We start from the raw sequence: 25,371 nt of genomic DNA on the forward strand, positions 1-25,371 counted from the left end.
GGTCCGTCGAAGTGAACGACCACGCCGGCGAGATCTGTGCGCTCACCGCAGCCACGCCGCGCCGCTGCCGCGGTGGTCCGGAATTCCTGCCCCTTACCAAGGGCGCGTGTTCCTGCTCAAGGTCACAAGGATGCGTCGCTCAAATGGATCCCGACCGCGTTCTCCTCATGCCTGCCACTCATCCGCGTGAACCATCGGACGGTGATCCCGCCACAGGACAGCGGAGGGAACCTCGCTCCTACGTCTGGACGTGATGACTGGCCTCAGGACGTGCCCTCGTACTGGGATGCCGGCGTCCATGCGTCTCCGTGCCGGCTCGTGCAATCAGACGCCGGGTCACGCCCCGTCGGCGTGGCGGTGACAGCGCAGCGCAGGCAGCCTGCCGACGACGTGCCAGCCCTCGTGTTCGGTCTCGGACGGGAAGGTCGTGGCCGCCGCCCGCACGGAGCGGGGCGGCGGCCACGACCTTCCCGGTGTGTCCGGCCGGCAGCGCGTGCTGTGCACGACGCGGACGGCCGGAGCTGTGTACGAGGCGCTTCACGCGGCCTTGGCCAGGGTGGACCGGTCCTTGCCGGGCGCGTGCCGGGCGGGCGTCACGGGTCGGGTGATGGCTCCTCGTCCGTCGTGGCGCGGCCAGAGGAGGAGAGCCGCGATCGTTCCCGCCCCGGCGAGGAGCGCGAGGACGGACCAGGCGAGGGCGAAGCCGGCGCTCGTGCCGAGCCATCCCGCGACGGGATAGGTGACCAGCCAGGCCAGGTGCGACAGGGAGAACTGGGCCGCGAATGCCTGGGGGATCGCGTTCCGTCCGACGGAGGCGCGCAGGACCTTGCCGGTCGGTGTGATGATCAGCGCCATGCCGACGCCGATCGCGGTCCAGATGATCGCCGTGCCGGTCCAGGTGGTGAGGCCGGCCGCGATGAGCGTCACCGCGGCGGTCGTGCCGCCGGCGAGGACTCCGGCGCCGGTCATCATGACGCTGCGGGCAGCGATCCGGTCGAGTACGCGGGGCAGTACGAGGGCGGCCAGGAGGGTCCCGGTGCCCGACGCGGCGAGCATCCAGGCGACGTCCGACTGCGAGCCGCCCAGCTCGTCGCGGACGTGGTTGACGGTGTTGACGACGACGATCGACCCTGCCGCCGCGACCACGAGGTTGAGCGCCATGATGCCACGCAGCCGCGGCGTCCTGAAGAAGGTCCTGATCCCCGCTGCCACCTTGTCCCATGCCCTGGTGTGGGTGCTGGGGCGGGCGTCGGGGATGCGCGTCGCCAGGACGAGCAGGGCGGAGACGAGGAATCCGGCGGAGGTGCCCAGGAACAGCCGGTTGAAGCTCATGAACGTCAGGGCGACGGCCGCCAGCACGGGGCTGAGCAGACTCTCCATGGTGGAGGCGACCTGGGAGGCGGACAGGGCGCGCGTGTAGTCGGACTCGTCGGTGACGATGTCGGGGATGACGGCCTGGAACGTCGGGGTGAACGCCGCGGAGGCGGCCTGGAGCAGGCCGATCAGGACGTAGATGTGCCAGACCTCGGTGACCAGCGGCAGTGCCAGGACCACCGCGCCGCGGACCACGTCGAGGAGGACCAGAAGAGCCCGCCTGGAGAACCGGTCGACGTACGCGGCGACCAACGGGGCTATGGCCACGTACATCACCATCTTGATGGTCAGGGCGGTACCGAGCACCATGCCGGCGCGCGGGCCGGCGAGGTCGTAGGCGAGCAGCCCGAGGGCCACCGTGGTCAGCCCGGTACCGAACAGGGCGATGACCTGGGCACCGAACAGGCGGCGGTAGTCGCGGATGGCGAACAGACGCATGGCGGTTTCCTTCCGTGTCCATGCGGCGGGGCACGGGCTCGGGGTGGAGGCCGTGCCCCGCGAGTACAGGCGGGGGTGTCTCTAGGCACCGGGGTCGCTCTCCGGTGTGAGACCGGCGAGCAGGTTGAAGGCGCCGGTGAGGACGTTGAGTGCGACGACGCCGACGACATCGGCTATCGCGCGGTCGCTGTAGCCGTGCTCGCGCAGCGCGATGACCTGTTCGTCGGTGATCGACGTCGGCTCGCGGTAGATCCGGAGGGCGAGAGTGATGATCGCCGCGATCGCGGGATCGGCCGAGGTACCCGCGTGGGCTCTCTCGATCTCGTCCTCGTCCACTCCCAGGGCTCGGGCGGCCTGGACATGCGCGTCGAGGCACAGCCCGCATCCCTGCAGGGCCTGGATGGCGATCGAGATCCGTTCGCTGGTCCTGCGGTCGAGTTTGGCGCGTCCCATGGCCCGGCTGAGCTGGAGGTAACCCCCCAGTACCGCCGGTGAGTGCGCCATCGTGGAGACCATGTCACCGATCCGGCCATGGCGGGAGACCAGGTCGGCGAGGAGGTCGCGCGAGGCGCCGACCGCCGTGTCGGGCGTGAGTCGGGTCAGGCGGGGCATGACGCTCCTTCCGCTGTGGGGTGTGCTGGGGCGGGTGGGGCCCGGCGAGTCGAGCGCCCCGCTGCCGCGCCGGGTGGCGCGGCAGCCGATCGGGGCGTTCACGGGATCAGTGGTGTCCGTGGCCGCCGTGATGGTGGCTCCCGTGCTCGGATGCGGCCTGGGGTGCGGCGTCCGACCGGGGGGTGGCCGCGGTGGTCCGCACCGTGAACTCGGCCGTCCGGACGACGTCGTCGTGCTGGAAGTCCAGGTACAGGCGGTACGTGCCGGACGACGGTGCGACCGCCATGAACGCGATCTCCGGTCCCGGTGCGGTGGTGCCGTCACCCGGTTCGCCCTCCGGGTGGACGTGGAGGTAGCCCAGGTCACCGACCCGCAGCGCCACCAGGTGCCCGTACGCGGCCAGATAGGGTTGCAGGTCGGTGACGGGGCGGTCGTTCCGGCTGACCGTGAGGGTCAGCTCGCTCGCCTCGCCGGGCACGAGTTCGCCGTCGAGCGCGACGGTGTACTCACCGATGCGGGCGATCCCGGTGGCCTCGGGGAGCGGCCGCGGGTCGTACGGCCCGGCGACCGCGACGTCGATCCCCAGCGTCATGGTCCCGTCGTGGCCGACCGGGTGAATGTCGGTGAAGAATCTCCAGTCCCCCGGCTCCAGGGCCAGTTCGACGCTCCAGGTGCCCTTCTCGTCCATCACCGGGTGCACGTGCTGGAACCCGGCTGTGTCGCGCCGGACGGCGATGAAGTGCAGTTCCTTCTCGTGCTCGGGCACGAACTCGGTCACCGGCTGCCCGTCGGGACCGATCACCCGGAAGCTGACCGGCTGCACGCCGGCGGTGAGGATCGTCGCGTCGAATTCCAGGGTGTACCCGTTCTGGGAGACCGACAGCCCACCGGGCTGAGCTCCGGCGTGGCCGCCATGGCCGGCGTGTTCGGCGTGACTACCGTGGCCGCCGTGGTTGGCGTGCCCACCGTGGTTGGTGTGGTCGTGACCGGCGTGGTTCCTCATGACATCTCCCCTGTGTGACGCGCCTTCCGGCGCCGTCCGTTCTGGCTGTTGATCACAACCATATACCCCCAGGGGGTATTTGGGGAGCCCGAATCGCTGGATCCGGCGAGGGGCTTGCCGAAGCCCATGGTCGGACGTGGCCGCATCCGCGGGCCGGACGGCGAACGGCTCCGCGCACGACTGGCGGCCACGCGCCGGCCCGGCCGCCTCGGCTCGTCCCCCACGCCCGGCTGAACACCTGGACGGGACCGGCGGGGCGCCCAGCGCGGCGACGCCGCCCAGCCGGACCGTTCAGCCGCGCGGCGGCTGCACCATCGCGCGGCCGGCCGACACACCGCCATCCACCGACACCGACGTTCCCGTCATGTAGGGGAAGTCCTCGGACGCCAGCCCCAGGACCGCCTGCGCGATCTCCTCCGGCTCCGCCATCCGCTGCAGTCCATCGACGTTCAGCGGGCCGAACGCCTTCTTGTACTTCTCCCAGTCCGCGTCCGGGATACCGGGGGGCCGGACGAACGCGGTGTCGGTGGTGCCCGGCAAGAGCGCGTTGACCCGGATGCCGCGGGTACCGTAGGCGAGCGCCGCCGCTTTCACGATGCCCTGCACCGCGCGCTTGCTCGCCGTGTACGCGGCCCCGCCCGGCCGGGCTTGTTCGGCAGCCGAGGAGGCGGTGCAGATGATCACGCCTCCGCCCGCCTCCAGCATGTAAGGGACCTCGTACTTGATCGCGAGGAAGACACCGCGGGCGTTGGTCCGCTGCACGTCGTCCCACTCCGCGACGGCCATCTCGTGCGGCAGCTTGTTCCCCCCGACCCCCGCGTTGTTGAAGGCGATGTCCACGCCGCCGTACGCGGCGGCGACGCGGTCCACGAAACGCTGCACCTGCTCCGCCTCGCGTACGTCGGCCGGGACGTAGGTCGCCTCGCCGCCGGCGTCCCGGATCTCCCGTTCCACCTGCCGTCCCAGCTCCACCCGCCGCCCGCAGAATCCGACCCGGGCGCCCTGCGCGGCGAAGGCGACCGCCGTCGCGCGGCCGATCCCCGAGGTGGCCCCGGTGATGAGCACCGATTTTCCCCGGAAGCGACGTCCGGCACCGCCCCGGCGGGATGCTGCCGCGGCCCGCGCGCCCGGAGCCGTCGCGGCGACGATGCCGGCCAGTCCTGCCGTGGTGCCCGCCATCACTGCCCGTCGCCGGGGCCATGGACCTCCGGCCGGCGTGGCGTCGCCGCCGGTGGCGTCGACACGCCCTGGGCGGGCGCCGATCGGTGAACTGCCATGAGGTGTCGTGCCGTTGTCTGTCATGCACCGCAGCCTGGCAGCGCCGGCCCGGTGCGCGGCTCCTGCAACCGGCCGGGACCGGCGGCCTGAGGAAGGATCCCGCCTCCTCCTCCGGGAGGACCCGGCGCTGATGGCGGCGGCCTATCGTGACCGGGTGAATCCACAATGGACCGGTCGCGTGTTCGACGAGCGGTACGCGCCGGCGCGGGCCGGGGTGCTGGCGCTCGTGCTGCTCGGCGATCTCCTCCTGGTACTCGAGCCGGAAGACGGCTCGGACCGGGCCCTCGCCGTGGGCGCGCTGCTGCTGTACCCGCTCGCCGCCCGGCGCCCCTGGGAGGCGGTGCTCTGCGGCTCGGTGCTCGTCACCCTCGGCCACGGGCTCGGTTCCGGGATCGTCCCGGCGCTGAAAATCACCGCGGCGGTCACGGTGTTCGAGCTGGCCCTGCGTCGAGCGGGGCGGCTCCCGGCCGCCGGGGCGTCCGCGCTCGCCCTCGCCGTCGTCATCAACCGCCTGGGCGACCTGCCGGAACAGGCTCTCTCCGTGCTGTACAAGGCGGGTGTGGTGGCCGGGCTGCCGCTGCTGCTGGGCGCCTACGTGCGCGGAGTCCGGGACGCCGCGTTCCGGGCCCGGGAGGACGCCGAGCGGCGGGCCGAGCGCGCCGGTCAGCGTGCGGCCACCGCCCGCGCCGCCGAACGTGCCGCCATCGCACGCGAGTTGCACGATCTGGTGGCGCACCATGTGTCCTCGATGGTGCTGCGGGTCGGTGTGGCCCGCCACGTGCTGCCGCCGACGGACGCGCGCGTGCGCCAGGTCCTGGACGATCTGCACACCGCCGGCAGCACGGCGCTGGCCGACCTGCGGCGTCTGGTGGCCGTCCTACGCGACCCCGGCAACCAGGGGGTGGATTGCGCGCTGGTCGATCCGGCGGCGCTGCCGACCGCCTTGCACTCGGTCGCCGACCGTGGCCGCCTCACCGGCCTGAGCGTCGAACTGGCCCTCGACCCGGACGTGGCACGGCTGGACGCGGTACGCGGCTTGGCCGTGCTCAGGCTCGCCCAGGAGGGGCTGTCCAACACCGCCAAGCACGCCGGGACGGGCACCCGGGCCCGCCTGACGGTGCGGGTGACCGGGGACGACGTCGTCCATCTGGAACTGGACGACGACGGAGGGAAGCCGGCCCGGGCACCATCGGCCGCCGACCGCGCCGGGCCGCCCTCGCCTGCCCTCGCGGCGCCACCGCTACCGGCGGCGGTGGCCGCCCGCCCGGTCGGCCACGGTCTCATCGGCATGCACGAGCGAGTCGAACTCCTGGGCGGCCACCTGGAAGTAGGGCCGCACGGCGCCGGCTGGCGGCTGTCCGCGACCCTGCCGGGCCCCGGCAGACCATGGACGGCCGCCCCGTGATCCGGATACTCGTCGTCGACGACCAGGAGTTGGTCCGCATGGGTCTGCGCATGCTCGTCGAACCCGCCCCCGACATGGAGATTCTCGCGGAGGCTGACAACGGGGCCGACGCCGTACGGCTCGCCGACCGGCTGGCACCCGACGTGGTGCTGATGGACCTCCGCATGCCGGGCCTGGACGGCATCGAGGCCACTCGCCGCATCCTCGCCGGCCGGCCCGGCGCCCGCATCGTGACCCTGACGACCTTCGATGACGACGACCACCTCTATCCGGCCCTCGCCGCGGGGGCGTGCGGCTTCCTGGTCAAGGACACCCCGCCGGGCGACCTGCTGGAGGGGATCCGCAGGGCCGCCGCCGGCGGCGCTCCGTTCAGCCCGGACGCGCTGCGCCGGCTGGTCAGCAGAGCCGTGCGTGACCACATCCGGCCCCGCGAGGAACCCGTCCCGGCGGGCCCCGGTGCCAAATCCCCCGGAGTCGGCACCGTCTCGGCCCCGCGTTCGCTGGAGGGCATCTCGCCACGCGAGCGCGAGGTCCTGGCCCTGATCGGCACGGGCCTGTCCAACAAGGACATCGCTCAGCGGCTGCACCTGGGCATCACCACGGTGAAGACGCACGTGGCGAGCTTGATGACGAAGACCGGGCGGGACAACCGCATCCGGCTGGCGCTGCTTGCCCACAGCGCGGGACTCGTCACCGACTGAGCCGGCGGATCACGGACTCCCTCTTCGTCTCCCACCCGCACTCGCGTACAGCGCACCGCTGCTCGTCGACGGGCCACACGCCGCCATGCCGGGCTCCACGGCGTCGGCGCCGTGTGCGACCGCCGGCCGACGGCCGGCACCCGACGTTCCACGGTGGAGAAGCGGGCGCGAGCTGCCGAGCCAGGGGCACCCTGGCAGGCGCTGCTGCCGTGCCCCAGGGCGCGGATGAGCCGGCGCAGCTGCGTGTGGCGGGGCCGAGCTCGGCGCGACGGACAGCCCGACCGGAACCGTCGAGGGGCCCGGCCGGGCTGTTCACGGGGAGGGGGTCACTCCGCCCACGGAAGCGGGATCCTGTCCTCGCTGCCCGGCAGCATTGCCCTGCCACCCACGGCCATGGCGACCAAAGCCCCTGCCGGGCCGTCCACGGCCTTCAGTCGCCGCACGGCACCAGCGGGCACGATGACGGCCTGACCGGCCTTGGCGCGCCGGGTCTCGCCGTCCACCTCGATCTCGAACTCACCCGACAGGGGCATCCACACCTGCTCTCGGTCGATGATGTGCACCGGCGTGGCGGAGTCCGCGCCGAGTTCCACCCGCCAGGTGCTGATCTCGGTACTGCCCTGACTGGGGGCGGCCAGACCGAACATCGAGCCGGACGGCGTCCTGGTCGTCCGCTGCTCGCTCTCGCCGACCACGTGCACGAGCGCACTCTCCATGTGAAGCACCTTTCCCTGCCGTTGTAGAGCGAGTTCATCCATCTGCGCGGCGGTATCACCGCGTACACCGCGGCCGGACTCCTGGGTTCGCGGTCGGGGAGGGACCACGGGGTAGCGAGGGGCAGGCCGGCGCCCACGCCGGAGCGTCGGAGCTCAGGCAACGGTCAGCACGATCTTGCCCGTCGTGCGGTTGGTCTCGCCCAGGGCGTGGGCCTTGGCGGCGTCGGCGAGCGGGAAGGCGGCCTCGATGTGGGCGCGCAGGGCGCCGGAGGCGGCCAGGTCGGCGACGGCGTTCATGCCGGCGTGATCGGCCTCGACGAGGAGGGTCTCGACGCGGACCTCGCGGGCCGCGGCCTTCGCGGCCTCGTCGGGGTCGGTGCCCGGCAGGAGCGAGACGAGGACGCCGCCCGGCCGCAGGACGTCGAGGGAGCGGGCGCGGGTGTCGCCGGACACGGGATCGAGCACCATGTCGACGTCCTGGACGGCGTCGCGGAAGTCGGTCGTCCGGTAGTCGATCACTTCGTCCGCACCGAGCGAGCGGACGAAGTCGTGCTTGGCGGCGCCGGCGGTGCCGATGACGTAAGCGCCGCGGGACTTGGCGATCTGGACGGCGAGGTGGCCGACCCCACCGGCGGCCGCGTGGATCAGGACGCGCTGTCCGGAACGGACCGCGGCGGTGTCGACGACCGCCTGGTAGGCGGTGAGGGCGGCGAGCGGCAGGGCGCCGGCCTGGACGTGGTCGATGCCGGCGGGCTTGTGCGCGAAGGCGCGGGCGGGGCCCGTCACGTACTCGGCGTGGGAGCCGACGCCGTGCGGGTAGGGCAGCATCCCGAAGACCGCGTCGCCCGGCTTGAACAGGGTGACACCGAAGCCGACGGCCTCGACGACACCGGACACGTCCCAGCCGAGGACCAACGGCATCCGGTCCAGGAAGATGCCGGCGGCGCGGTGCTTCCAGTCGGTCGGGTTCACTCCGGCGGCGTGGACGGCGACGAGGATCTGGCTCGGACCGGGCGTGGGCCGCGGCAGGACGACCTCCTTCAGCACCTCGGGGGTGCCGTGGGTGTCCTGGCTGATGGCGCGCATGGTGGTGTGGTTCGTCATGCCTTCCAGCCTCGCCGGGGACCCCGGGGTCGTACCATGGCATGAATGCCAACTTCCGACGGGATCGTGCCATGGCTGTCCATCGTGTCGTCGTCCTCGCCCTGGACGGGGTGTACCCCTTCGAGCTCGGCATCCCGAGCCGGATCCTCGGCGCGCTCCAGGACCGCTACGAGGTCCTGACCTGCTCCGTCGACGGCGGCCCTGTCGCCACCAACGCCGACTTCTCGGTCACGGTGGGGCACGGTCCCGAGGTCCTCCCGACGGCGGACACGGTACTGCTGCCCCCCTTCGACATCTCCCGCCTCTCGCGCGCACTGCCGCCGGGAGTGGGCGAGGCGCTGGCAACCGTACGACCCGGCACCCGGATCGTGTCCATCTGCACGGGTGCCTTCGTGCTGGCGGCCGCGGGGCTGCTCGACGGCCGGCCCGCCACCACCCACTGGGCCGTCGCCGACGTCTTCCGGTCCTGGTACCCGACGGTCGCACTCCACCCGGACGTGCTGTTCGTGGACGACGGCGACGTGCTCACCTCGGCCGGCGCCGCGTCCGGTGTCGACGTCTGCCTCCACCTCGTACGCCGGGACCACGGCACCGCCGTCGCCAATCACGTGGCACGGGCCTGCGTCGTGCCGCCGTGGCGGGACGGCGGCCAGGCCCAGTACGTCGAGCACCCGGTCCCCCCGGCGTCCGCGAACGGCACGTCGGCCACCCGCCAGTGGGCGCTGGAGCACCTGCACGAGCCGCTGACACTGGTCCAGCTCGCCGGGCACGCCCGCATGAGCCTGCGCACCTTCGCGCGCCGCTTCAACGAGGAGGTCGGAACGAGCCCCGGCCGCTGGCTGATCCAGCAGCGCGTCTCCCGGGCCCAGCACCTGCTGGAGACCACCGACCTCGCCGTCGACGACATCGCCGGACAGGTCGGCTTCGCCACCGGGACCTCGCTGCGTGAGCACCTGCACGCCGCCATCGGCGTCACGCCGATGGCCTACCGCCGCACCTTCCGGGGCACCGCCCCGGCGAGGTGAGCGGCTGTGCGCGGGCCGGCCGGGCGCGGTCCACCCGGCGCCGGCCCGGGCCTCCTCGGCCCCGCCTCGGTCACGGATCGACCGGTGATGAATCGGCGGGGCCTCACCGCGGCGCCGGCTACCGCCAGGGCCGTCGCCCCGGTCCGGTCGGGTGGGTGCCGGTGTTGCCCATGACCACCGAATAGAGGCTGGTCTCCGCGGCGATGAAGAGACGGTTGCGCTTCGCGCCGCCCCAGGAGATGTTGGCGACCGCCTCCGGGACGTTCAGCCGGCCTATCAGGGTGCCGTCGGGGTCGTAGCAGTGCACACCGTCGTTCATCGCGGCGACCCAGAGCCGACCGCCGTCGTCGAAGCGGAGGTTGTCGAAGCGGGCCTTCTCGCGGATCCCCGCTTCGGCGAAGACCTTGCCGTCCGACAGGGTGCCGTCGTCGCGTACGTCGAAGACCCGGATGAGGCCGGCCCGGGTGTCGGAGACGAAGAGCTGCCGCTCGTCGGCGGAGAAGACCAGGCCGTTCGGCGCGCCGAAGCAGTCCGCGACCAGCCGCACCTCGCCGGTCGCCGGGTCGATGCGGTAGACGTTGTTGGCACCGATCTCGCTCTCGGCGCGGTACCCCTCGTAGTCGCTGGTGATGCCGAAGTCCGGGTCGGAGAACCAGATCGAACCGTCGGACTTCACGGTCGCGTCGTTGGGGCTGTTCAGGCGCTTGCCCTGCCAGCGGTCGGCCAGCACGGTGAGGGTGCCGTCGTGTTCGGTCCGGGTCACCCGGCGGTTCCCCTGCTCGCAGGTGATCAGCCGGCCCTCGCGGTCGAGGGTGTTGCCGTTGGTGTGCCCGGCGGAGCGGCGGAAGACGCTGACCGCACCGGTCTCCTCGTCCCACCGCAGCATCCGGTCGTTGGGAATGTCGCTCCACACCACCTGGCGCCAGGCGGGCACGTAGATCGGCCCCTCGGCCCAGCGGCAGCCGGTGAACAGGACCTCCACGGCCTCATCGCCGTTCATGCACCTCCCGGTACGGAACCGCTCGTCCAGCATCTCGTACAGCCCCGGGCGCTCGCCGCTCATGGAGTCCACTCCTCACGAAACCTGCCGCATGCCGAATGTGAATCGGCCTCAGCGGCATGTTGCAAGATGAGGTTCTGTCCTGGCTAGTAGATCCCGAATGGAGAGTCGTGGATCACATCGATCGGGCACTGCCGGCCCAGCTCCGGCGGAACGCCCCCGGCGGGCCGTCGACTGCCCGCCGGGGCCGCCGGCGAGCGCGCACGGAAGCCGCGCGGCGTTGTGTCATCCGGACGTGGCGTCATCCGGCGTACCGCCGTCGAGGTCGACCCGGCCGCCGCGGGCGGCGCCTCCCCGGCCTGCACGATGGTCGACTCGACGTGCTGGACGGGTGATTCGACACCGGACTTCCCCGTGCTCCCCGGGATTCCCGGAGGCTGCGCCTGGGTCCCGTTGGCATCGGGGCGAACACGGACCGGGAACGGTCACCGCCTTGAGCGGTTCACGCCCATGGAGTTGAGAAGTGCGGCACCGCGTTCCGCGTCGTCCACGCTGACGGCGAAGTCCTTGCCCTTGGCGCGGATGACCAGGCACTCACCGCCGCGCAGCATGACGGTGGTCCCCAGCCCGCTCAGCCGATACCCCCAGCCGCCGACCTGGGCGGGCGTACGGTGCTCGACTCGCGCCGACTCGATGTCCCCCGCGGCCCAGCGGCGAGTCGGCCACCCGAAGGGCCCGAAGGACACAACCAGTCCCTTCTCGCTGACCCGCGCTTGCACGGACGCGCAGCCCAGGAGGAGAACGGAGGCGAGAGTGAACGGTGTGACCAGTGCCCACTGAAAGTCGATCAGGCCGCCGACGGCGGCCAGGGCGGCGGCGATCGCCGCGAGTCCGGTCACGGCCGAGATGCCGTGAAGCCACGGGTTGGAGGTACGAGAGAGCCAGACCAGCCGCTGGCCGACGGGGATGTCCATGCCGGGTCCTTCCGCCGCCGTCCCCCGTGCGGCAGCTCCTCGGCGGGTGGCGGCCCACGCCACGAGCCCTGCCGTGGCGGCTGCGACCAGGGTGAGAACCATCCCGCCGGTCACCGGGTCGGCTTGGCGCCAGTCCGACAGATCGAGGTTCGCCCACACGACGGACGCCTGCCCGCCGGCCAGGAAGGTCCCGCCCGTCAGCAGCGTGGCGCCACCCCATCCCTGCAGGGCACCGCCGGATTCACCGTCGGTCCACCGCGAGGCGAGCACCACGCCCGCCACCAGCACCGTCCAGATCAGCGCCGGGAAGAACGCCGCCGCCCACAGCGGCATGGAGCCGTCGGGCTCACCCGACGCTCCGTCCCAGTGCGTCGCCAACCTCTCCGGCAGCCGCCCACTCGCCATCAGAGGCATCGCCACCAGGAGGACGAGGATTCCGGCAGACCAGCCCGCTGTGCCCCATATCGCTCTGCTCCTGCGAACGTTGCGCCCGTTCACGCCATCCCCCTGATCATCTCGATGAGGTCGGTCTTGCTGTAGCCCAGGCGCGCCGCGTCCGTCACCAGACCATGCACACGGTCCAGCACCACGGAGCGCTGGTCCGCCCCTTGGGCCACCGTCACGCCCCGTCCTCGGCGGAACTCCAGTACTCCCTCGTCGCGCAGGGCGCGAAGGCCGCGCAGAACCGTGTTGACGTTGACGTCCAGCACCTGGGAAAGCTCGCGCGCCGGCGGCAGCCGGTCGCCTGGACCGCACTCCCCTTCGGCGATGGCACGCCGGATGGCCGCCGCCACCTGCTCGTGCAGGGGACGACTGTCCGCGACGTTCAGTCTCAGCAGCATGGTGCCAATGAAGATAGCACCATGTTGCTCCTCTAAGGGGGTGGGCGCCCGCCGGAGCCGGTCAGCGGCGACGAGGCCGTCTCTCCAGGTGGGCTGCCGCGCGCGCTTTCGGACGTCCGGGACGCCGCGGGGACTTCGCGAGGACATCGGAACGCGATGATCCGCGGTTGCTGCATGAGGCTCGCACCCCGCCGCCCGCGATCACATCCACGGCTAGCGTCGGTCCCATGGGCCGGCTGCGCATGCCCGGCGGTGGGCAGGAACGCGCCCCGCTGCCCGACGAGATCCAGGCCAGACCGGGGAAGCGTCTGGACGACGTCGCCAAGATCCTCGCCGGGGCGCTGGTCACCGTCGCGGGCGTCATGACCGCTCTCGGACTCACCAGCGACGTCGTCTTCGTCGCGCTCAACAACGACTCGTGGCCGATCTACGTGGCGTCGCTCTGCGCCATCCTGGCGATCGTCTGCAGCATCGTGGCGCTACTGATGCGTCCCACACGACGGGGCAATCTGTGGGAGACCGCCGTGCTCATCCTCGGGGTGATCTTCTACATGGTCGCGCTGAGCGTGGCGGTGGTCGGTGCCTCGAAGGCGGCGGGCGGGAACGGGCGGCCGTCCATCACCGATGTCAGGCTCACGGGGCCCCGGTCCGATCCGAGGCTGAGGTTCCTCGTGCACGCCGACGGCGTCGACACATGGGCCACCATCGAGGTGTACGGAAACGCCGTGGACGAGGCCGGGGAGCCTCTGGAGCCGCCGGTGGACTTCTTCCACAGCATTCTCCGGCCCAACGATCGAGGCGTGATCGAGCACCGGGTCGAAACACCGGTCACCGTTCCGGCCGGGACGTGGGGCATCGAGGTCGGGGCCGTGGCCGCCAACGCGGCGAACGACTGCGAGACGCTCTCGGAGCGCGGGCCCACATGTGTGATGATCCAGCTGCCTTGACGCCCCTCAGGCCGGCGCGGGCCCACCTCCGGGCACCCGTACGAGGTCGAGGACTGCCCCACCGGTCCGGCGGGTACCGGAGTCAGGTCGGCGTCCGGTGCCTCGCCGAGACGATCCGGCTCTACGGCGAGCGAGGACCGGTTGCCGGGCGGGGCGGCGGGCGTACCGGGTGGCCGGTCGGCGGTGCCGCCTTCCCGGTCGCCCGGCCCTTGTCACCTCGACGCTGATCGGCCGGCTTCGGGTGCGACCTGTGACACGGCCTCACCCGAGGTCACTGCCAGGCGATGACGGGGTGGGTGTCGGCATCCCCGTTGATGGTGCCCTGGTATTCCAGCCCCTTCATTCTGGGCAGCTCACGCGGTGTTGCGCCGGGGACCAGCTCGGCGCGGTAATAGCGGACCTCTCCCGAACGCCGTGCCGAGAACAGCAGCTCGCGCCGGTCCGGTGACAGAGCGAGCGGGAAGATGTCGCGGTCACTGGTCGGGAGGAGGTCCCGGCTGGTGGACTCGATCGACGAATAGTCGCTGCTGAAGGTCAGCAGGAAGACGTTGTCGTTCCGCACGGTCAGGCCGATCTGAGCCAGGTCGACCTTGGCGCACAGTACCGTCTTGTCGTCCACCCAGCCCTCCGGGGAGCAGCCATCCTGTCCCCGGTCGGTCAACCGCATTTCGTGGGCCACTGCCGTGGTACCGCGCAGGTTCGCGACATGGAGTGCGCCGATCGCGGAGCTGACGGCTGTCCGGGACGGGTTGAGCACGAAGTTGCCGTCCGAAGCCGTTCTGAGGTTGGCGCCGACGCGGTGGCCCTGAAGCAGTTGGAGTCCCTTGGATTCGTGTGCGGCCACGAGCCGTCCGGTCGAGGCGGATCGGGCCCGGATTCCCTTGTGGTAGTCGTAGAACCAGATCTGGTCGTTCACCCGGTCGAACACGGGACCCGACTCCCGAGGCAGGCGTGCCGAGAAGCCGTCGCCCTGCGAGCCGGTCAGGTCGCGCAGCTTTCCTGTCGCGGTGAGGTACCCGACGTGGTAGCCGCCGTCGGCCGCGCTGATGGACACGGCCATGCGTTCGAACGACGCGTCGAACAACTGGCGCAGCGCCTCGCCCCTACCCGGGCACCCGCCCGTCCGCGTCATGGCCAGCTGATCAGGAGGACCGTACTCGACGTCCGCATCTTCCGGGATGGTGAACGTGCGAGTGCCCGTCCGCCGTCCCGTGTCCGGGTCCACGGCGATCAGGGTGACTGCCTCGTCGGTACACGATGCCGCGATGAGCTGGTGTGCGCCGGCAGCGAAGCCGTCCCCGTTCCCCGGCTTGTCCGACGCCTCAGCGGCACCGCCCCGGTGCTTGGACTGCCCGTCGTCGCCGCCCCGTGTGGCGTGCAGTGCGTAGCCGCCCCCTCCCAGGAGCAGCACCAGAGCTGCCGCGATGCCGAGGATCTTGTGGGTGTTCCGCGACGGGCCCGGGACGGCGTTGTGGTCGGCACTCCCCTCTTGGAACTGGAGGGCGTGAACGTTTCGAACAGTCCGGTCCAGGGCTTCGGCAAGCCGCGGGTCTTGCTGCGCTGCGGCGGCCAGGACAGTGACGGCGGCTTGTCGGTTGCCGTCGTTCGGCTCGCCTTCGAGCCGGCGCAGAACCTCCTGCGACATGCCACCGGCCCCCAGCGCCTGGTCGATCAGGTCGCGCAGGGCGTTGACCGCCACGTTCTGAGGGGGCGAGAACGGGTGTCCGGTCACCTGCTGAAACAGGAGCCTGATGGCCTCGGCAGCCACGGTCTTGGGGTCCACGATGCTCTTCTCTGGCGCGGGATGGTGTGTGGGAGTGGTGCGTCTGTGAGGCAACGATGGAGACGTACATGCCCCAACTCCCGCACACAGCAGGAGTGTTACAAAGTAATGCATCGCTACGTGAGGCCGCCAACCGCGCGTCGGGGCCCGGCGCCTCGGTCGGGGCCTCTCGTCCCAGGCCTGCTCCCGCATGGGCGCGCGTGCGGCTGCGGCACACGTCGCACTACTCGGACAGGCATGGCTTGTTCGGGGTGTGCTGCCGGGCTCCGGTCGGGCCAGGTCATGGGGCCCGGCATCATCGGTCGGCCGGCCCGCTCTCATCCCGGCTCCGGCGCAGGGCGGCGGCCTCGGTCGCCGCGGCCTGGAGACGGCGCTGGGTACGCGCGTCCCCGGTCGCAGGCGGCGCATCCTGCGGCGCGGCGCCCGGACCGCCGAGGACGTCCGCCGCCCGTTCGGTGTGCCTACAACGCCCGACCCGGACCTGCTGCTGCAGTCGGGTCGGGCGGAGGGGGCAGGCCCTTTCTCGCAAGGCCGCTGGGCGAGGCGAGGTGAAGATCGCCGTCCTTTCATGACAGGCAACGCCTGTCATGAAAGGACGGCGGCGGACCTGGGTGCCGGGCTCTGCCGGGAGGAGACAGCCGGTCAAGGCCTGGTGCGCAGTCGACAGGCGCCGCGAGGACCTAGTAATAGAGCCACACGGCGATGAGATTGCCGTTGAGTGCGAAAATCACTTCCCCTGCTCCCTGGGGAGGGTATCGATTCGCCAGTTCCACGGCCTGGTACACGTCCCCGGCGTTTCCATTCCAGTGCCACTGTTTGGCTGCCCGGAGTTCCGTGGTTCTGGATTTGAATTCTGCTGCTTCCTCCAGTGAGACGGCCCGGTCGGCGGGAAGCTCGTCATAACCCTGGTTGCCCATGGTGATGCTCCATTGGACGTCATATGCGGCGCTCGTGGCGCAGATCGGATCACTCGATACCGCTCACATCCCAGCGTGTTCCCCCGGGTCGGGTGATCGCAACCGGCGAGCACGTCGCACGGTCACATGCGGGGCCCGGTACCGGCATTGGAGTTCTGACGTGCAGGTTTCATGTGCGGTGTCCTGCGGGGGTTGCTCGCACCGCAGTGGGAAGCGTGGCGGTCACGGGCGGTGGCGGCACCTGAGCCCGCACGCTGCCGGATGGCCGCGGGCTACCGGATGGCCGCGGGCTACCGAAGGGCAGCCGTCATTGCCGGGTTCGCCCGCCCATGCCCGTTTCTCGCCGGGGCTCCGTGCCGAGTATCGCAGCACTCACCCGGGGCCTTCTTCGCCACCCGAACCGCACGACCGGCTCGCCGGGAGTGGCATGCCTTGCCGCCACCGCCCTCGTCCCGAGGGCGACGCCCGGCGACCTTGACGGAGGCCGCGGAACGTCGCCAGTGGTCACTGGCGAGATCAAACCGACATCTGCAGCTACCTTGCGGTAACCAAAAACGGCGTGCGAAATTCCGCTTGCCACCGGCCGGAGGCCTCCCCCGTCAGACACCATCGCCGAACCCGTTCGGCGCGGCCGATTCCGCAGGAGTTCCGTCGTGATCGGATTCCGCACCACCCAGCGCACGCGCGGCACCATCGTTACGCGCGGCACCACCGCCAAGGCCGGCAGGAGCACCCGGCGGCTGCTCGCCGCGGCCCTGGCCCTCCCCGCGGCCCTCACCGCCCTGGTCGCCACCGGGGCCGCCCCGTCCGCCGCGAGCCCCACCTCCGGCCCGACCGCGATCGTCTCCATGGGCGACAGCTACATCTCCGGCGAGGCCGGCCGCTGGCAGGGCAACAGCCTCAGCAACACCGGCAGCCGCCAGGGCACCGACCGGGCGTGGACGGGCAGCGGCTACGACCCCACCCGCGTGTACGGCGCCACCGCCGCGAACGGCTGCCACCGCTCGGACTCGGCCGAGGTGCGCTCCGCCTCGGGCACCGCACAGGAACGGATCAACATCGCCTGCTCCGGCGCCACCACCGAGAACGTCTTCCGCGCCTCGAACGGCGGCGTGCCCTACAAGGGCGAGGCCCCGCAGGCCGATCAGCTCGCCGCGATCGCGGCCACCCACGACGTCGAGCTCATCGCGCTGTCGATCGGCGGCAACGACCTGGGCTTCGCCGACATCATCACCACCTGCGCCACGGACTACGTCGTCTGGTACTCGTACTGCCACGACGACCAGCAGGCCGTCGTGGACGCGAAGATCGACCGGGCGATGGCCGACGTCGGCAAGTCCATCGACGAGATCAGAGCGGTGATGTCCGCGGCCGGATACACCGCCTCCGACTACCGGATCGTGCTGCAGTCCTACCCCTCCCCCATTCCGCGGGCCGCGGAGAACCGCTACCCCGAGAGCGGCTGGAGCCGCGTCGGCACCGGCGGCTGTCCGTTCTGGGACCGGGACTCGGACTGGGCGCGCGACTCACTGGTGCCGCAGATCGCCGACCGGCTGAAGGCGGTGGCCGCGGCGAAGGACACACAGTTCCTGGACCTGCGCGACATGGCGCAGGGACGTGAAGTGTGCGCCAGGGCGAGCAAGCTGGTGACCGCCACCCAGCCCCCGTCCGCCGCCTCGAGCGAGTGGATGCGGTGGATCGACAGCGACTCCACGCAGGGCCCGGTCCAGGAGTCCATGCATCCCAACCACTACGGACAGCTTGGCCAAGGCCGCTGCCTCGCCCTGATCCACGCCAAGCCGACCGGCGACTTCAGCTGCCGCAACACCCCCGGCTCCGGCGCCTCCGGCATGTATCTGACCGCTGTGTCCTGAGTCGTGTCCGATCGTTGATCTCGCGTCGGCCGTGGTGAGTCGACGGATGCGGCGACGTGGGAGCGGGTGGCGCCGCTGCCGCCGGAGGCGAGTGGCCGGGGAGAACCAGACCCCGGCCACTGTCACCCGCTGCCGGATACGGCCTGCGGCCCGCAGGCCTCCCGGTGGACGTGCCGCCCGCCGGCCCGGAGGTCGCCGCTCTCGGTCGCCCGGCACCGTCGGCTCCCGTTCAGCGCGGCATGGCCGTGATCGCGGCGCGGGCGATCTTCTCGGCCTCCGGCTTGCAGCTCGACACCGGGTGTTCGTCGCCGCCCAGGGCCACTTCGACCACGAGGTTGCCGTCGCGGACGTGCAGGTTGCAGTGCTCGGTGGGAGTGCTGACGTCCGGAGCGCTCCAGTACGCCTCGTCACCGAAGCCGAGGCCCTTGGCGCGGGTTCCCTCGGCAGCGTCCTCGCGGAACTCCTCGCGCTGCAACGTGGTCTCGTGGTGGTCATCACCGTCGCTGCGCTTCAGTTCCCAGCCGACGAAGGCATGTACATCGTCGACCAGGCCGGCGATCCGGACCTTCCGGGGATCGCCGAGTATCTGTCCCCACGCGCAGCTCGTCGAGGATCCTTTGTAACCCTCGTCGTAGTAGTCGAGCGCCTTGTTCCGTGCGGGTAGCGGTAGTTGCCCTGCTATCTCGGGGCAGACCGGCGCCTTCGCGTACCTGTCGGGCTCGCCGCGGTCCTCTTCTGCCGTGTCCTTCGACTGGCCCGTCGCCGGCCATGAGCCCGCGGCCGGTTCGTCATCGCTCTGCAGCGCGTACACTCCGGCGCCGATGCCGGCGACGCCGAGCACGCAGGCCGCCACCAGGGAAACGGCCTTCCCGGTCTTCCGCCGGGGCGGGGGCGTCGCGGGACCGGCCTGCCGTGTCAGGACGGCTGTGCGCACCGCGGCGGGATCGGCGGGAGCGGGGCCGGGCACGAGGGTGCGGTCCGTGTCGCCGAGCAGCCGGTCGATGTCGGCCCGTTGGGCGGCGATCGCCCGGTGCACGGCGGGCGGCCACGGGCGGCCGCTGTGCGCGGTCGAGCCCAGGAGCGCGAGGAGTTGCTCCGGGGTGGGCCGGGCCGCCGGATCCTTGGCCAGGCACGGCCCGACGACCGCGCGCAGGCGCGGCGCCACGGCGGACAGGTCGGGCTCGGCGTGCACGACGTTGTAGAGGGTTCCCGCCATCGACGGAGCCGCGAAGGGGCTGTGTCCCGTCGCGGCCATGGCCAGCACCGCGCCGAGCGAGAACACATCGCCGGCCACGGTCAGTTCGCGACCCTCGGCCTGTTCCGGTGACATGAACGCGGGCGAGCCGACCACCCAGCCGGTCTGCGTCAGCTCGGTGGCCTCCGTGCCCTCGGCGACCCGCGCGATGCCGAAGTCGATGACGCGGACACCGTCCTCGGCGAGCAGCACGTTCTCGGGCTTGAGGTCCCGGTGGATCAGGCCGGTCCGGTGGATCTCGACGAGCGCCGTGGCCAGCCCGGCGGCGAGGCGACGTACGGACTCCTCGGGCAGCGGACCCGACTCCTCCACGGCCGCGCCCAGTGAGGGGCCGTTCACGAACACCGAGGCCAGCCAGGGCAGCGGGGCTTCGGCGTCCGCGTCCATGACGGCGGCCGTGTACGCGCCCGACACCCGGCGCGAGGCGGCGACCTCGCGCCGGAACCGGGCCCGGAACCCGTCATCGGCGGCGAGCCGCTGGTGCACCTGCTTGACCGCGACCAGCCGGCCGTCCGGCGAGGCGCCGAGCAGCACCCGGCCCATCCCGCCCCGGCCCAGTTCGGCGAGGAGGCGATAGGGTCCGGCGGTGGCCGGGTCGGCTGGTCCCAGCGGCCTCATCGCTCGGCCGCCGCCAGCTTCAGGGCCGACTTGCCCACGGCCTTGGCGATGTCCCTGGCCTCGTCCTCGGAGTACCGCGTGCTCTCCACGACGACGTTGAGCTCCAAGTTGGTGTCCCGGGCGTACAGATTGGCGATGTTCCGCTGCCAGTACGCCTCCTCCCCGACGCCGACGTCAGTGCGCTCGTACGACTGGCTGGCGGAGGCGTAGCCGGTCTCGTATTTCTCCTTCGCCAGCTCCGCTCCGGTCTTGCCGTCCTCCGTGAGGTGACGATCCCAGGAGACGGCGATCTTGTCGCCGTAGCGGTTCTCCCAGAAGCACTGGTTCCGCTCCTCCGGCGTTTCGCCGACGGCCTCGAGGTTGCCGCTCGGATCTCCGTAGCCCGCAGGCACCTCCACCTTGCCCTTGGCCTCCTTGCACGACGGCACCCGCTGCGTGTACTTGTCGCGGACCTTCGACAGGGGCGTCGTCCCGGGGGTCGGGATGGTCTCGTTCTCGCTCGGTGCCGTGGTCGCGGGCTTTCGCCCCTGCGCGTCCTTCTCGTCGTCGCCCTTTCCACCGTCGTCGGATGGCAGGAGGTTCAAGGCCGTCACCGCGGCCACCACCGCCACGGCCGCGGCGGCCGCGGCCGGCCACCAGGTGCGCCTGCGGCGGGGCGCCGCGGCAGCCGGCGCGGGCGGGAACGACGGCGGGGGCGGGGGCCCGGCGGGTGGGGCCGTGATCGTGGTGGGCTCGGTGGCGGTGGGAGCGGTGGGGGCGGTGAGCACGGCGGGCCCGGTGACCCACTGGTCGATCTTCGCCCGCTGTTCCGCCGTGAGCCGGTGCACCGCCGGGGGCCACGGCCGGGACGAGGGCGCCACCGTGCCGATCGCCGTGAGGAGTTCCAGCGGCGACGGACGGTCCGCCGGGGCCTTGGCCAGGCACGGCTCGATGAACGTCCGCAGCGTCGGCGGCACGGCCTCCAGGTCCGGCTCGGAATGCGCGACGTTGTACAGCACGCTCGGCACCGAGGTTCCCGCGAACGGCGGCCTGCCGGTGCAGGCCATCACGAGGGTGGAGCCGAGCGAGAACACATCCGCGGCACCGGTCGTTTCCAGACCCTGCACCTGCTCCGGTGCCATGAACGGCGGCGAGCCGACCATGGCACCGGTGTGGGTGAGCTTCGTGTGGCCCTCGGCGGCCCGTGCGATACCGAAGTCGATGACGCGGACGCCGTCTTCGGCGAGCAGCACGTTGGACGGTTTGAGGTCGCGGTGGACCAGCCCCGCCCGGTGCACGTCGACCAGCGCCTGCGCGAGTCCGGCGGCGAGGACACGCACCGATTCCGCCGGGAGCGGGCCCGCCGCGTCCAGAGCCTGGGTCAGGCTGGGGCCCGGCACGAACTCGGAGGCGAGCCACGGTGTCCGGGCCTCGGCGTCGGCGTCCATGACGGCAGCGGTGTAGGCGCCGGACACTCTCCGCGAGGCGGCGACCTCGCGCCGGAAACGCGCCCGGAACGCGTCGTCCTCGGCCAGTTCGGCGTGCACCTGCTTGACCGCGACGAGGCGGCCGTCCGAGGCGACCCCCAGCAGCACGCGCCCCATGCCACCCTGACCGAGCTCGGCCACCACCCGGAACGGACCGATATGCGATGGTCCGAACAGCCCTGTTGCACCCATGTCGCCTCACTCCTTCCCCCTGGGCCGTCCGGCCCCCGAAGCGAGAGGATCATACAGACCCCGGCGGGTGCGGTCCGACCGGTGCTGCCGGCGCGGAGGGGGCGCCCACGGAAATCGGGTTGCTTTGGGCGAGTGGGGCCAAGCGACCATGTTTGCATGCGAGTTGGTGTGATCGGGTTGAAGATGGGGCTGCACCTGGCGGGCTGGTGCCGACGGCTGGGCATGGAGGTGGTGGCCGTCTGCGACCGGGACGCCGCGCGGCGGGAGGCGGCGCGGGAGGAACTGCCCGGGGCGATGGTGACCGAGCGGTGGGAGGAGCTGCTGGACCACGGGTTGGACGGCGTTGTCCTGGCCAACGACTTCGACGAGCACGCGCCCCTGGCCATCGCGTTTCTGGAACGGGGCGTGCATGTGCTGTCCGAGTGCGCGGCCTGTGTGGACGAGGACGAGGGGCGGCGGCTGATCGCAGCGGCCGAGCGCTCCGCGGCCACCTACTCGTTCGCCGAGAACTATGTCCACCACCCGCACGTCCGCCTGATCAGGCAGGCGGTCGAGGCCGGGGAGCTGGGTCGGGTCAGCGTGATCGAGGCCGACTACCTGCACGGCATGTCACCGGAGACCGTCGCGGCTCTGATCGGCGATCCCGGCAGCTGGCGCGGCCGTATCTCCGCGGCGGCGTACTGCACGCACACCCTGTCGCCGGTGCTGGCCGTCACGAGTGCCTGGCCGGTGGAGGTGTCGGCGTTCCCGGCGGACGGGGCCGACCCGGACAAGGCCGTCGTCATGGCCGTCCGGCTGTCCACCGGCGCGCTGGCCGTCACCCGCCATGGCTTCCTCCAGGGCGAGCCCGACAGCCACTGGAGCTGGCTGTCCGTCCGTGGCACCCGAGCGCTCGCCGAGTCCGTCCGCGCACCGGGCGAGCGGGCGTATTCCGTCCGGGTCCGGACAGAGGGCTGGACACGACCCGATGGCGCCGGCCGCGAGGAGGAACGAGTGCCGCCGCCCCTCGTTCTGGACGGGCGGCCGGTGGAACGGCAGGCCGAGGGGACGGTGCGCATCCTCCAAGGATTCCGGGCCACCGTGGAACACGGGAGGCCGCCGCTGATCCCGGTGCGTCCCGCGGTGGCCGCCTCGCTGGTCGGCACGGCCGGCGCGGAGTCGCTGAAGAACGGCTCGCGCCCCGTGCGGATGCCCCTCTTCGCGCCGGAGTGACGATCACGGTCCCCGTCGGGGACAGCCTGGATCGCACCGGGGTTCCAGGCAATCCGGCCGAGCGGGGGCGCCCGATCCCCCGCACCGCGCAGCGCCGCGGGGGTGTGCCGTTCGCCGGAGTCGCACTGTCCTCCGCTCCGACCCGATCACCACCCCGAACCGGGAAGGCTCAGTGGCCGTGTTCCGGTCCGCCGCTGTCGTCGCCCGTGAGCGCGTGTGCGGCCAGGGCGTTGGCCGCGGCGTCGGTCGCCTCGTCGCCGGGACCGGTCCAAACCAGGGTGAAGCCGCGCCGCCCGTCGGAGGTGGTCCCGGCTCGGGTGTGGAAGCCGAAGGTGTCACCGTGGTGGCCCCAGTACCCGCCGCCCGGGGAGGGCGCCCACATCAGGCCAAGGCCGTATCGGGAGCCCGGCCATGCTTCCGCGAGGTCTCCGGCTGTCGGCACGGTCCGGTGCATCTCCGCCTGTTCGGCCGGGCGCAACAGGTCGCCGCGCTGCAACGCGGCGAAGAAGCGGTTCACATCGGCGAGCGTGCCGATCAAGGCACCGCCCGCACCGCCGAGGGTCTGGTTGCAGACGGTGACGTCGACCAGGCGCGGCTCGTCGGGGAAGAGCCGGTAGCCGCGTGGGTGCGGGCCGTGGATCCGCGGGTCGGTACCCGGGGCGGTCGTGCCACGCAGGCCGAGGGGCCGGAGAATGCGCCGGGTGACGTGCTGCTCCCAGCTTTCACCGGTCGCCTTCTCGATGATCAAACTGATCACCTGGTAGCCGGTGGTGGAGTAGTTGAAGGCGGTGCCGGGTGGGAAGTCCGGCGGATGGCGCAGCGCGATGGCGATGAGTTCCGCCTCGGAGTACGTCCGGAACCGGTGGGTACGGAATGCCTCCGCCGTACGCAGCTGAGGCACCCCGGCGGCGTCCTCGGGGTAGTCGTACAGGCCGCTGGTGTGCTGGAGGAGGTGGCGGATGGTGATGGCGCGGCCGTCGTTGCCGTTGCCGGTGACCAGGCCGGGCAGCCAGCGCTCGACGGTGTCGTCCAGCGAGAGCCGTCCCTCACCCACCAGTTGCAGCACCACCGTCGCGGTGAACGCCTTGGTCGTACTGCCGACCCGCATCCGCGACTGCCAGGGCACCGGCAGCGCGCTGCCCAGTACGGCCGCTCCGGCTCGGGCGGTGCGGGTGCCGTGCGGGGTCGTGACTCGCGCGAGCACCCCCACGGGGCCGGTGGCGGCCACCGCGTCCACATCTGCCTGGAGCCGACCAGTCGTCGGGCAACTGTGCGCCGCGGCGGGGCCGGCGGCCGGGAGGGCGCCGGCGACGGCGGTGAGGCCGAGGGCGGTGACGACGGTTCGTCGGCTGAGGGTCATGACAGCCCCCGGCACAGTGCGTGGTCCACCAGGGGATGCAGCGCGGCGTCCTCCATCGGGACCTTCAAGTGATCACCGTTTCCGCTGGTGGAGACCACGATGCCGCGTTTTCCGTCCGGGGTGATCCCGCCGCGGGTGGAGGCGCCGAGGGTGTCCCCCCAGTGCGTCCAGTAGCCACCTCCGCAGCTGAGGTCGAACCACGTCAGGCCGAGGCCGTAGCGCCCACCCCATCGCGCGAACTGGGGCACCGGGACGGTCTTCATCATCTCGGCGAGCTCGGCTCGCTCCAGCAGCTTGCCGCCGATCAGCGCTGCGTGGAACCGGCCCAGGTCCTCCGTGGTGCTCACCAAGGAGCCCTCGGCGTCCATGTCCTTCATATTGAGCACCGTGGTGTCGAACCACGGCTCGCCCTCGGCGAACTGGTAGTACGTGTGCGGGTGCGGTAGCGGCAGATAGGGGCGGTGGCCGGGCACGAAGGTGCCGGTCAGCTTCAGCGGGACGATGATGCGCGCGGTGACCTCCTGATCCCAGGAGCGCCCCGTCACCGCTTGGATGACCAGTCCGGCAAGAATGTAGTTGGTGTTGGAGTACTCCCACCGGGTGCCGGGGACGCTGCTGGGCGGGTGCCGCATGGCGAGCTTCACCACGTACCGGGGGTCGTGTGCGTCGTAGCGGTGCTTCTCGAACTGCTCCGCGTTCTCCCAGCCCGGCAGGTCGGAGACGGTGGGCAGCCCGCTGGTGTGCTGGAGAAGGTGGCGGATGGTGATGGCGCGGCCGTCGTTGCCGTTGCCGGTGACCAGGCCGGGCAGCCAGCGCTCGACGGTGTCGTCCAGCGAGAGCCGCCCCTCGCCCACCAGTTGCAGCACCACGGTCGCGGTGAACGTCTTGGTCGCACTGCCGATCCGGATCGAGGAGTGCCAGGCCACCGGCCGGTCCGTGCCCAGCTCCGCCACTCCGGCACGGGCCCGCGCCCGCCTGTCCCCGTCCCGTAGGTCCGCCAGAACCCCGACCGCCCCCGCCCGGTGCACCGCCTCGGTGTCCCGCCGCAGGTAGGAGGGTGTGTCCGCCTCGGGTGCGGTGCCTGTCCCGGGTGCGACGGAGGTGCCGGACGCGGCGGGCGCCACGGAGAACTGCGTCGCGCTCGGCCCGGCCACCACCAGCAACGCCGCCGCGGCCGTCCAGGCGACGCGGGCGGCGTGCCGCCTGCGGGATGTCCTCCGTACCATCACCCGATCTCCGATCAGTCAGGGGGCGAGCCGTCGCGCGGGCGTCCCG

Annotated in this window: 21 protein-coding genes; 6 read left to right on the forward strand and 15 right to left on the reverse strand. The window is 71.8% G+C overall.

From position 1 onward, the window contains the following. Positions 1–537: 537 nt before the first annotated feature. The 4 genes from ACH4B3_RS26590 to ACH4B3_RS26605 form a co-directional block, all read right to left on the reverse strand. The gene (locus tag ACH4B3_RS26590; protein ID WP_398466836.1) at positions 538–1,812 is read right to left on the reverse strand and encodes an MFS transporter; all 1,275 of its coding nucleotides are present in this window, start codon (positions 1,810–1,812) and stop codon (positions 538–540) included. Positions 1,813–1,893: 81 nt separating this feature from the next. Continuing rightward, the gene (locus ACH4B3_RS26595; protein ID WP_398466838.1) at positions 1,894–2,424 is read right to left on the reverse strand and encodes a carboxymuconolactone decarboxylase family protein; all 531 of its coding nucleotides are present in this window, start codon (positions 2,422–2,424) and stop codon (positions 1,894–1,896) included. A 106-nt stretch (positions 2,425–2,530) separates the two neighbouring features. After that, positions 2,531–3,427 (reverse strand): hypothetical protein, encoded by an 897-nt coding sequence (locus tag ACH4B3_RS26600; RefSeq protein WP_398466840.1) that lies wholly within the window; start codon positions 3,425–3,427, stop codon positions 2,531–2,533. Positions 3,428–3,718: 291 nt separating this feature from the next. After that, a complete protein-coding gene (locus ACH4B3_RS26605) occupies positions 3,719–4,492 on the reverse strand; it encodes an SDR family NAD(P)-dependent oxidoreductase (protein WP_398466842.1) in 774 nt (257 codons plus the stop codon). 367 nt (positions 4,493–4,859) lie between these two features. Here ACH4B3_RS26605 and ACH4B3_RS26610 point away from each other — a divergent pair, with 367 nt between their 5' ends. Both ACH4B3_RS26610 and ACH4B3_RS26615 read left to right on the forward strand, forming a co-directional pair. Then, entirely contained in the window at positions 4,860–6,110 is a 1,251-nt protein-coding gene (locus ACH4B3_RS26610; RefSeq protein WP_398466844.1) for a sensor histidine kinase, read from the forward strand. Further along, a complete protein-coding gene (locus tag ACH4B3_RS26615) occupies positions 6,107–6,811 on the forward strand; it encodes a response regulator (RefSeq protein WP_398466846.1) in 705 nt (234 codons plus the stop codon). The genes ACH4B3_RS26610 and ACH4B3_RS26615 overlap by 4 nt, the downstream gene beginning before the upstream one ends. A 326-nt stretch (positions 6,812–7,137) precedes the next feature. On the opposite strand, the gene ACH4B3_RS26620 is transcribed toward ACH4B3_RS26615, so the two are convergent. Then, positions 7,138–7,527 (reverse strand): cupin domain-containing protein, encoded by a 390-nt coding sequence (locus ACH4B3_RS26620; RefSeq protein ID WP_398466848.1) that lies wholly within the window; start codon positions 7,525–7,527, stop codon positions 7,138–7,140. A gap of 153 nt (positions 7,528–7,680) precedes the next feature. Then, on the reverse strand, positions 7,681–8,613 hold the full coding sequence (locus ACH4B3_RS26625) for an NADP-dependent oxidoreductase (RefSeq protein WP_398467103.1): 933 nt from the start codon (positions 8,611–8,613) through the stop codon (positions 7,681–7,683). Between the two features lie 89 nt (positions 8,614–8,702). Here ACH4B3_RS26625 and ACH4B3_RS26630 point away from each other — a divergent pair, with 89 nt between their 5' ends. Beyond that, positions 8,703–9,656, forward strand: coding sequence for a GlxA family transcriptional regulator (locus tag ACH4B3_RS26630; RefSeq protein ID WP_398466850.1), 954 nt, complete (start codon positions 8,703–8,705; stop codon positions 9,654–9,656). Between the two features lie 118 nt (positions 9,657–9,774). Here ACH4B3_RS26630 and ACH4B3_RS26635 read toward each other — a convergent pair whose 3' ends face one another. The 3 genes from ACH4B3_RS26635 to ACH4B3_RS26645 form a co-directional block, all read right to left on the reverse strand. After that, entirely contained in the window at positions 9,775–10,719 is a 945-nt protein-coding gene (locus ACH4B3_RS26635; RefSeq protein ID WP_398466852.1) for an SMP-30/gluconolactonase/LRE family protein, read from the reverse strand. A 422-nt stretch (positions 10,720–11,141) separates the two neighbouring features. Beyond that, complete coding sequence (locus tag ACH4B3_RS26640; RefSeq protein ID WP_398467105.1) at positions 11,142–12,065, reverse strand: DUF1648 domain-containing protein; 924 nt, start codon at positions 12,063–12,065, stop codon at positions 11,142–11,144. A gap of 59 nt (positions 12,066–12,124) precedes the next feature. Beyond that, positions 12,125–12,472: a GntR family transcriptional regulator gene (locus tag ACH4B3_RS26645; RefSeq protein ID WP_398466854.1), complete on the reverse strand. Its 348-nt coding sequence runs from the start codon at positions 12,470–12,472 to the stop codon at positions 12,125–12,127. A 227-nt stretch (positions 12,473–12,699) separates the two neighbouring features. Here ACH4B3_RS26645 and ACH4B3_RS26650 point away from each other — a divergent pair, with 227 nt between their 5' ends. Further along, positions 12,700–13,419 (forward strand): hypothetical protein, encoded by a 720-nt coding sequence (locus ACH4B3_RS26650; protein ID WP_398466856.1) that lies wholly within the window; start codon positions 12,700–12,702, stop codon positions 13,417–13,419. A gap of 271 nt (positions 13,420–13,690) precedes the next feature. On the opposite strand, the gene ACH4B3_RS26655 is transcribed toward ACH4B3_RS26650, so the two are convergent. Together ACH4B3_RS26655 and ACH4B3_RS26660 are read right to left on the reverse strand one after the other, a co-directional pair. After that, complete coding sequence (locus ACH4B3_RS26655; RefSeq protein WP_398466858.1) at positions 13,691–15,202, reverse strand: hypothetical protein; 1,512 nt, start codon at positions 15,200–15,202, stop codon at positions 13,691–13,693. 680 nt (positions 15,203–15,882) lie between these two features. Beyond that, positions 15,883–16,119 carry a hypothetical protein gene (locus tag ACH4B3_RS26660; protein WP_398466860.1) on the reverse strand — a complete coding sequence of 79 codons (237 nt, stop codon included), beginning with the start codon at positions 16,117–16,119 and terminating at the stop codon, positions 15,883–15,885. Positions 16,120–16,772: 653 nt separating this feature from the next. On the opposite strand from ACH4B3_RS26660, the gene ACH4B3_RS26665 reads away from it, so the two are divergent. Further along, entirely contained in the window at positions 16,773–17,993 is a 1,221-nt protein-coding gene (locus ACH4B3_RS26665; protein ID WP_398466862.1) for a GDSL-type esterase/lipase family protein, read from the forward strand. Positions 17,994–18,222: 229 nt separating this feature from the next. On the opposite strand, the gene ACH4B3_RS26670 is transcribed toward ACH4B3_RS26665, so the two are convergent. Then, on the reverse strand, positions 18,223–19,866 hold the full coding sequence (locus tag ACH4B3_RS26670; protein ID WP_398466864.1) for a serine/threonine-protein kinase: 1,644 nt from the start codon (positions 19,864–19,866) through the stop codon (positions 18,223–18,225). After that, complete coding sequence (locus ACH4B3_RS26675) at positions 19,863–21,524, reverse strand: serine/threonine-protein kinase (protein WP_398466866.1); 1,662 nt, start codon at positions 21,522–21,524, stop codon at positions 19,863–19,865. Before ACH4B3_RS26675 ends, ACH4B3_RS26670 begins: the two co-directional genes overlap by 4 nt. A gap of 156 nt (positions 21,525–21,680) precedes the next feature. Between ACH4B3_RS26675 and ACH4B3_RS26680 the strand changes: the two genes are divergently transcribed. After that, on the forward strand, positions 21,681–22,736 hold the full coding sequence (locus tag ACH4B3_RS26680; protein WP_398466868.1) for a Gfo/Idh/MocA family protein: 1,056 nt from the start codon (positions 21,681–21,683) through the stop codon (positions 22,734–22,736). Between the two features lie 169 nt (positions 22,737–22,905). Here the strand turns inward: ACH4B3_RS26680 and ACH4B3_RS26685 are convergent, their stop codons facing one another. Further along, entirely contained in the window at positions 22,906–24,096 is a 1,191-nt protein-coding gene (locus tag ACH4B3_RS26685) for a serine hydrolase domain-containing protein (RefSeq protein WP_398466870.1), read from the reverse strand. Beyond that, entirely contained in the window at positions 24,093–25,322 is a 1,230-nt protein-coding gene (locus ACH4B3_RS26690) for a serine hydrolase domain-containing protein (protein ID WP_398466872.1), read from the reverse strand. The genes ACH4B3_RS26685 and ACH4B3_RS26690 overlap by 4 nt, the downstream gene beginning before the upstream one ends. Positions 25,323–25,371: the final 49 nt, after the last annotated feature.

Source organism: Streptomyces sp. NPDC018031, assembly GCF_044327625.1.
Classification (GTDB): Bacteria; Actinomycetota; Actinomycetes; order Streptomycetales; family Streptomycetaceae; genus Streptomyces.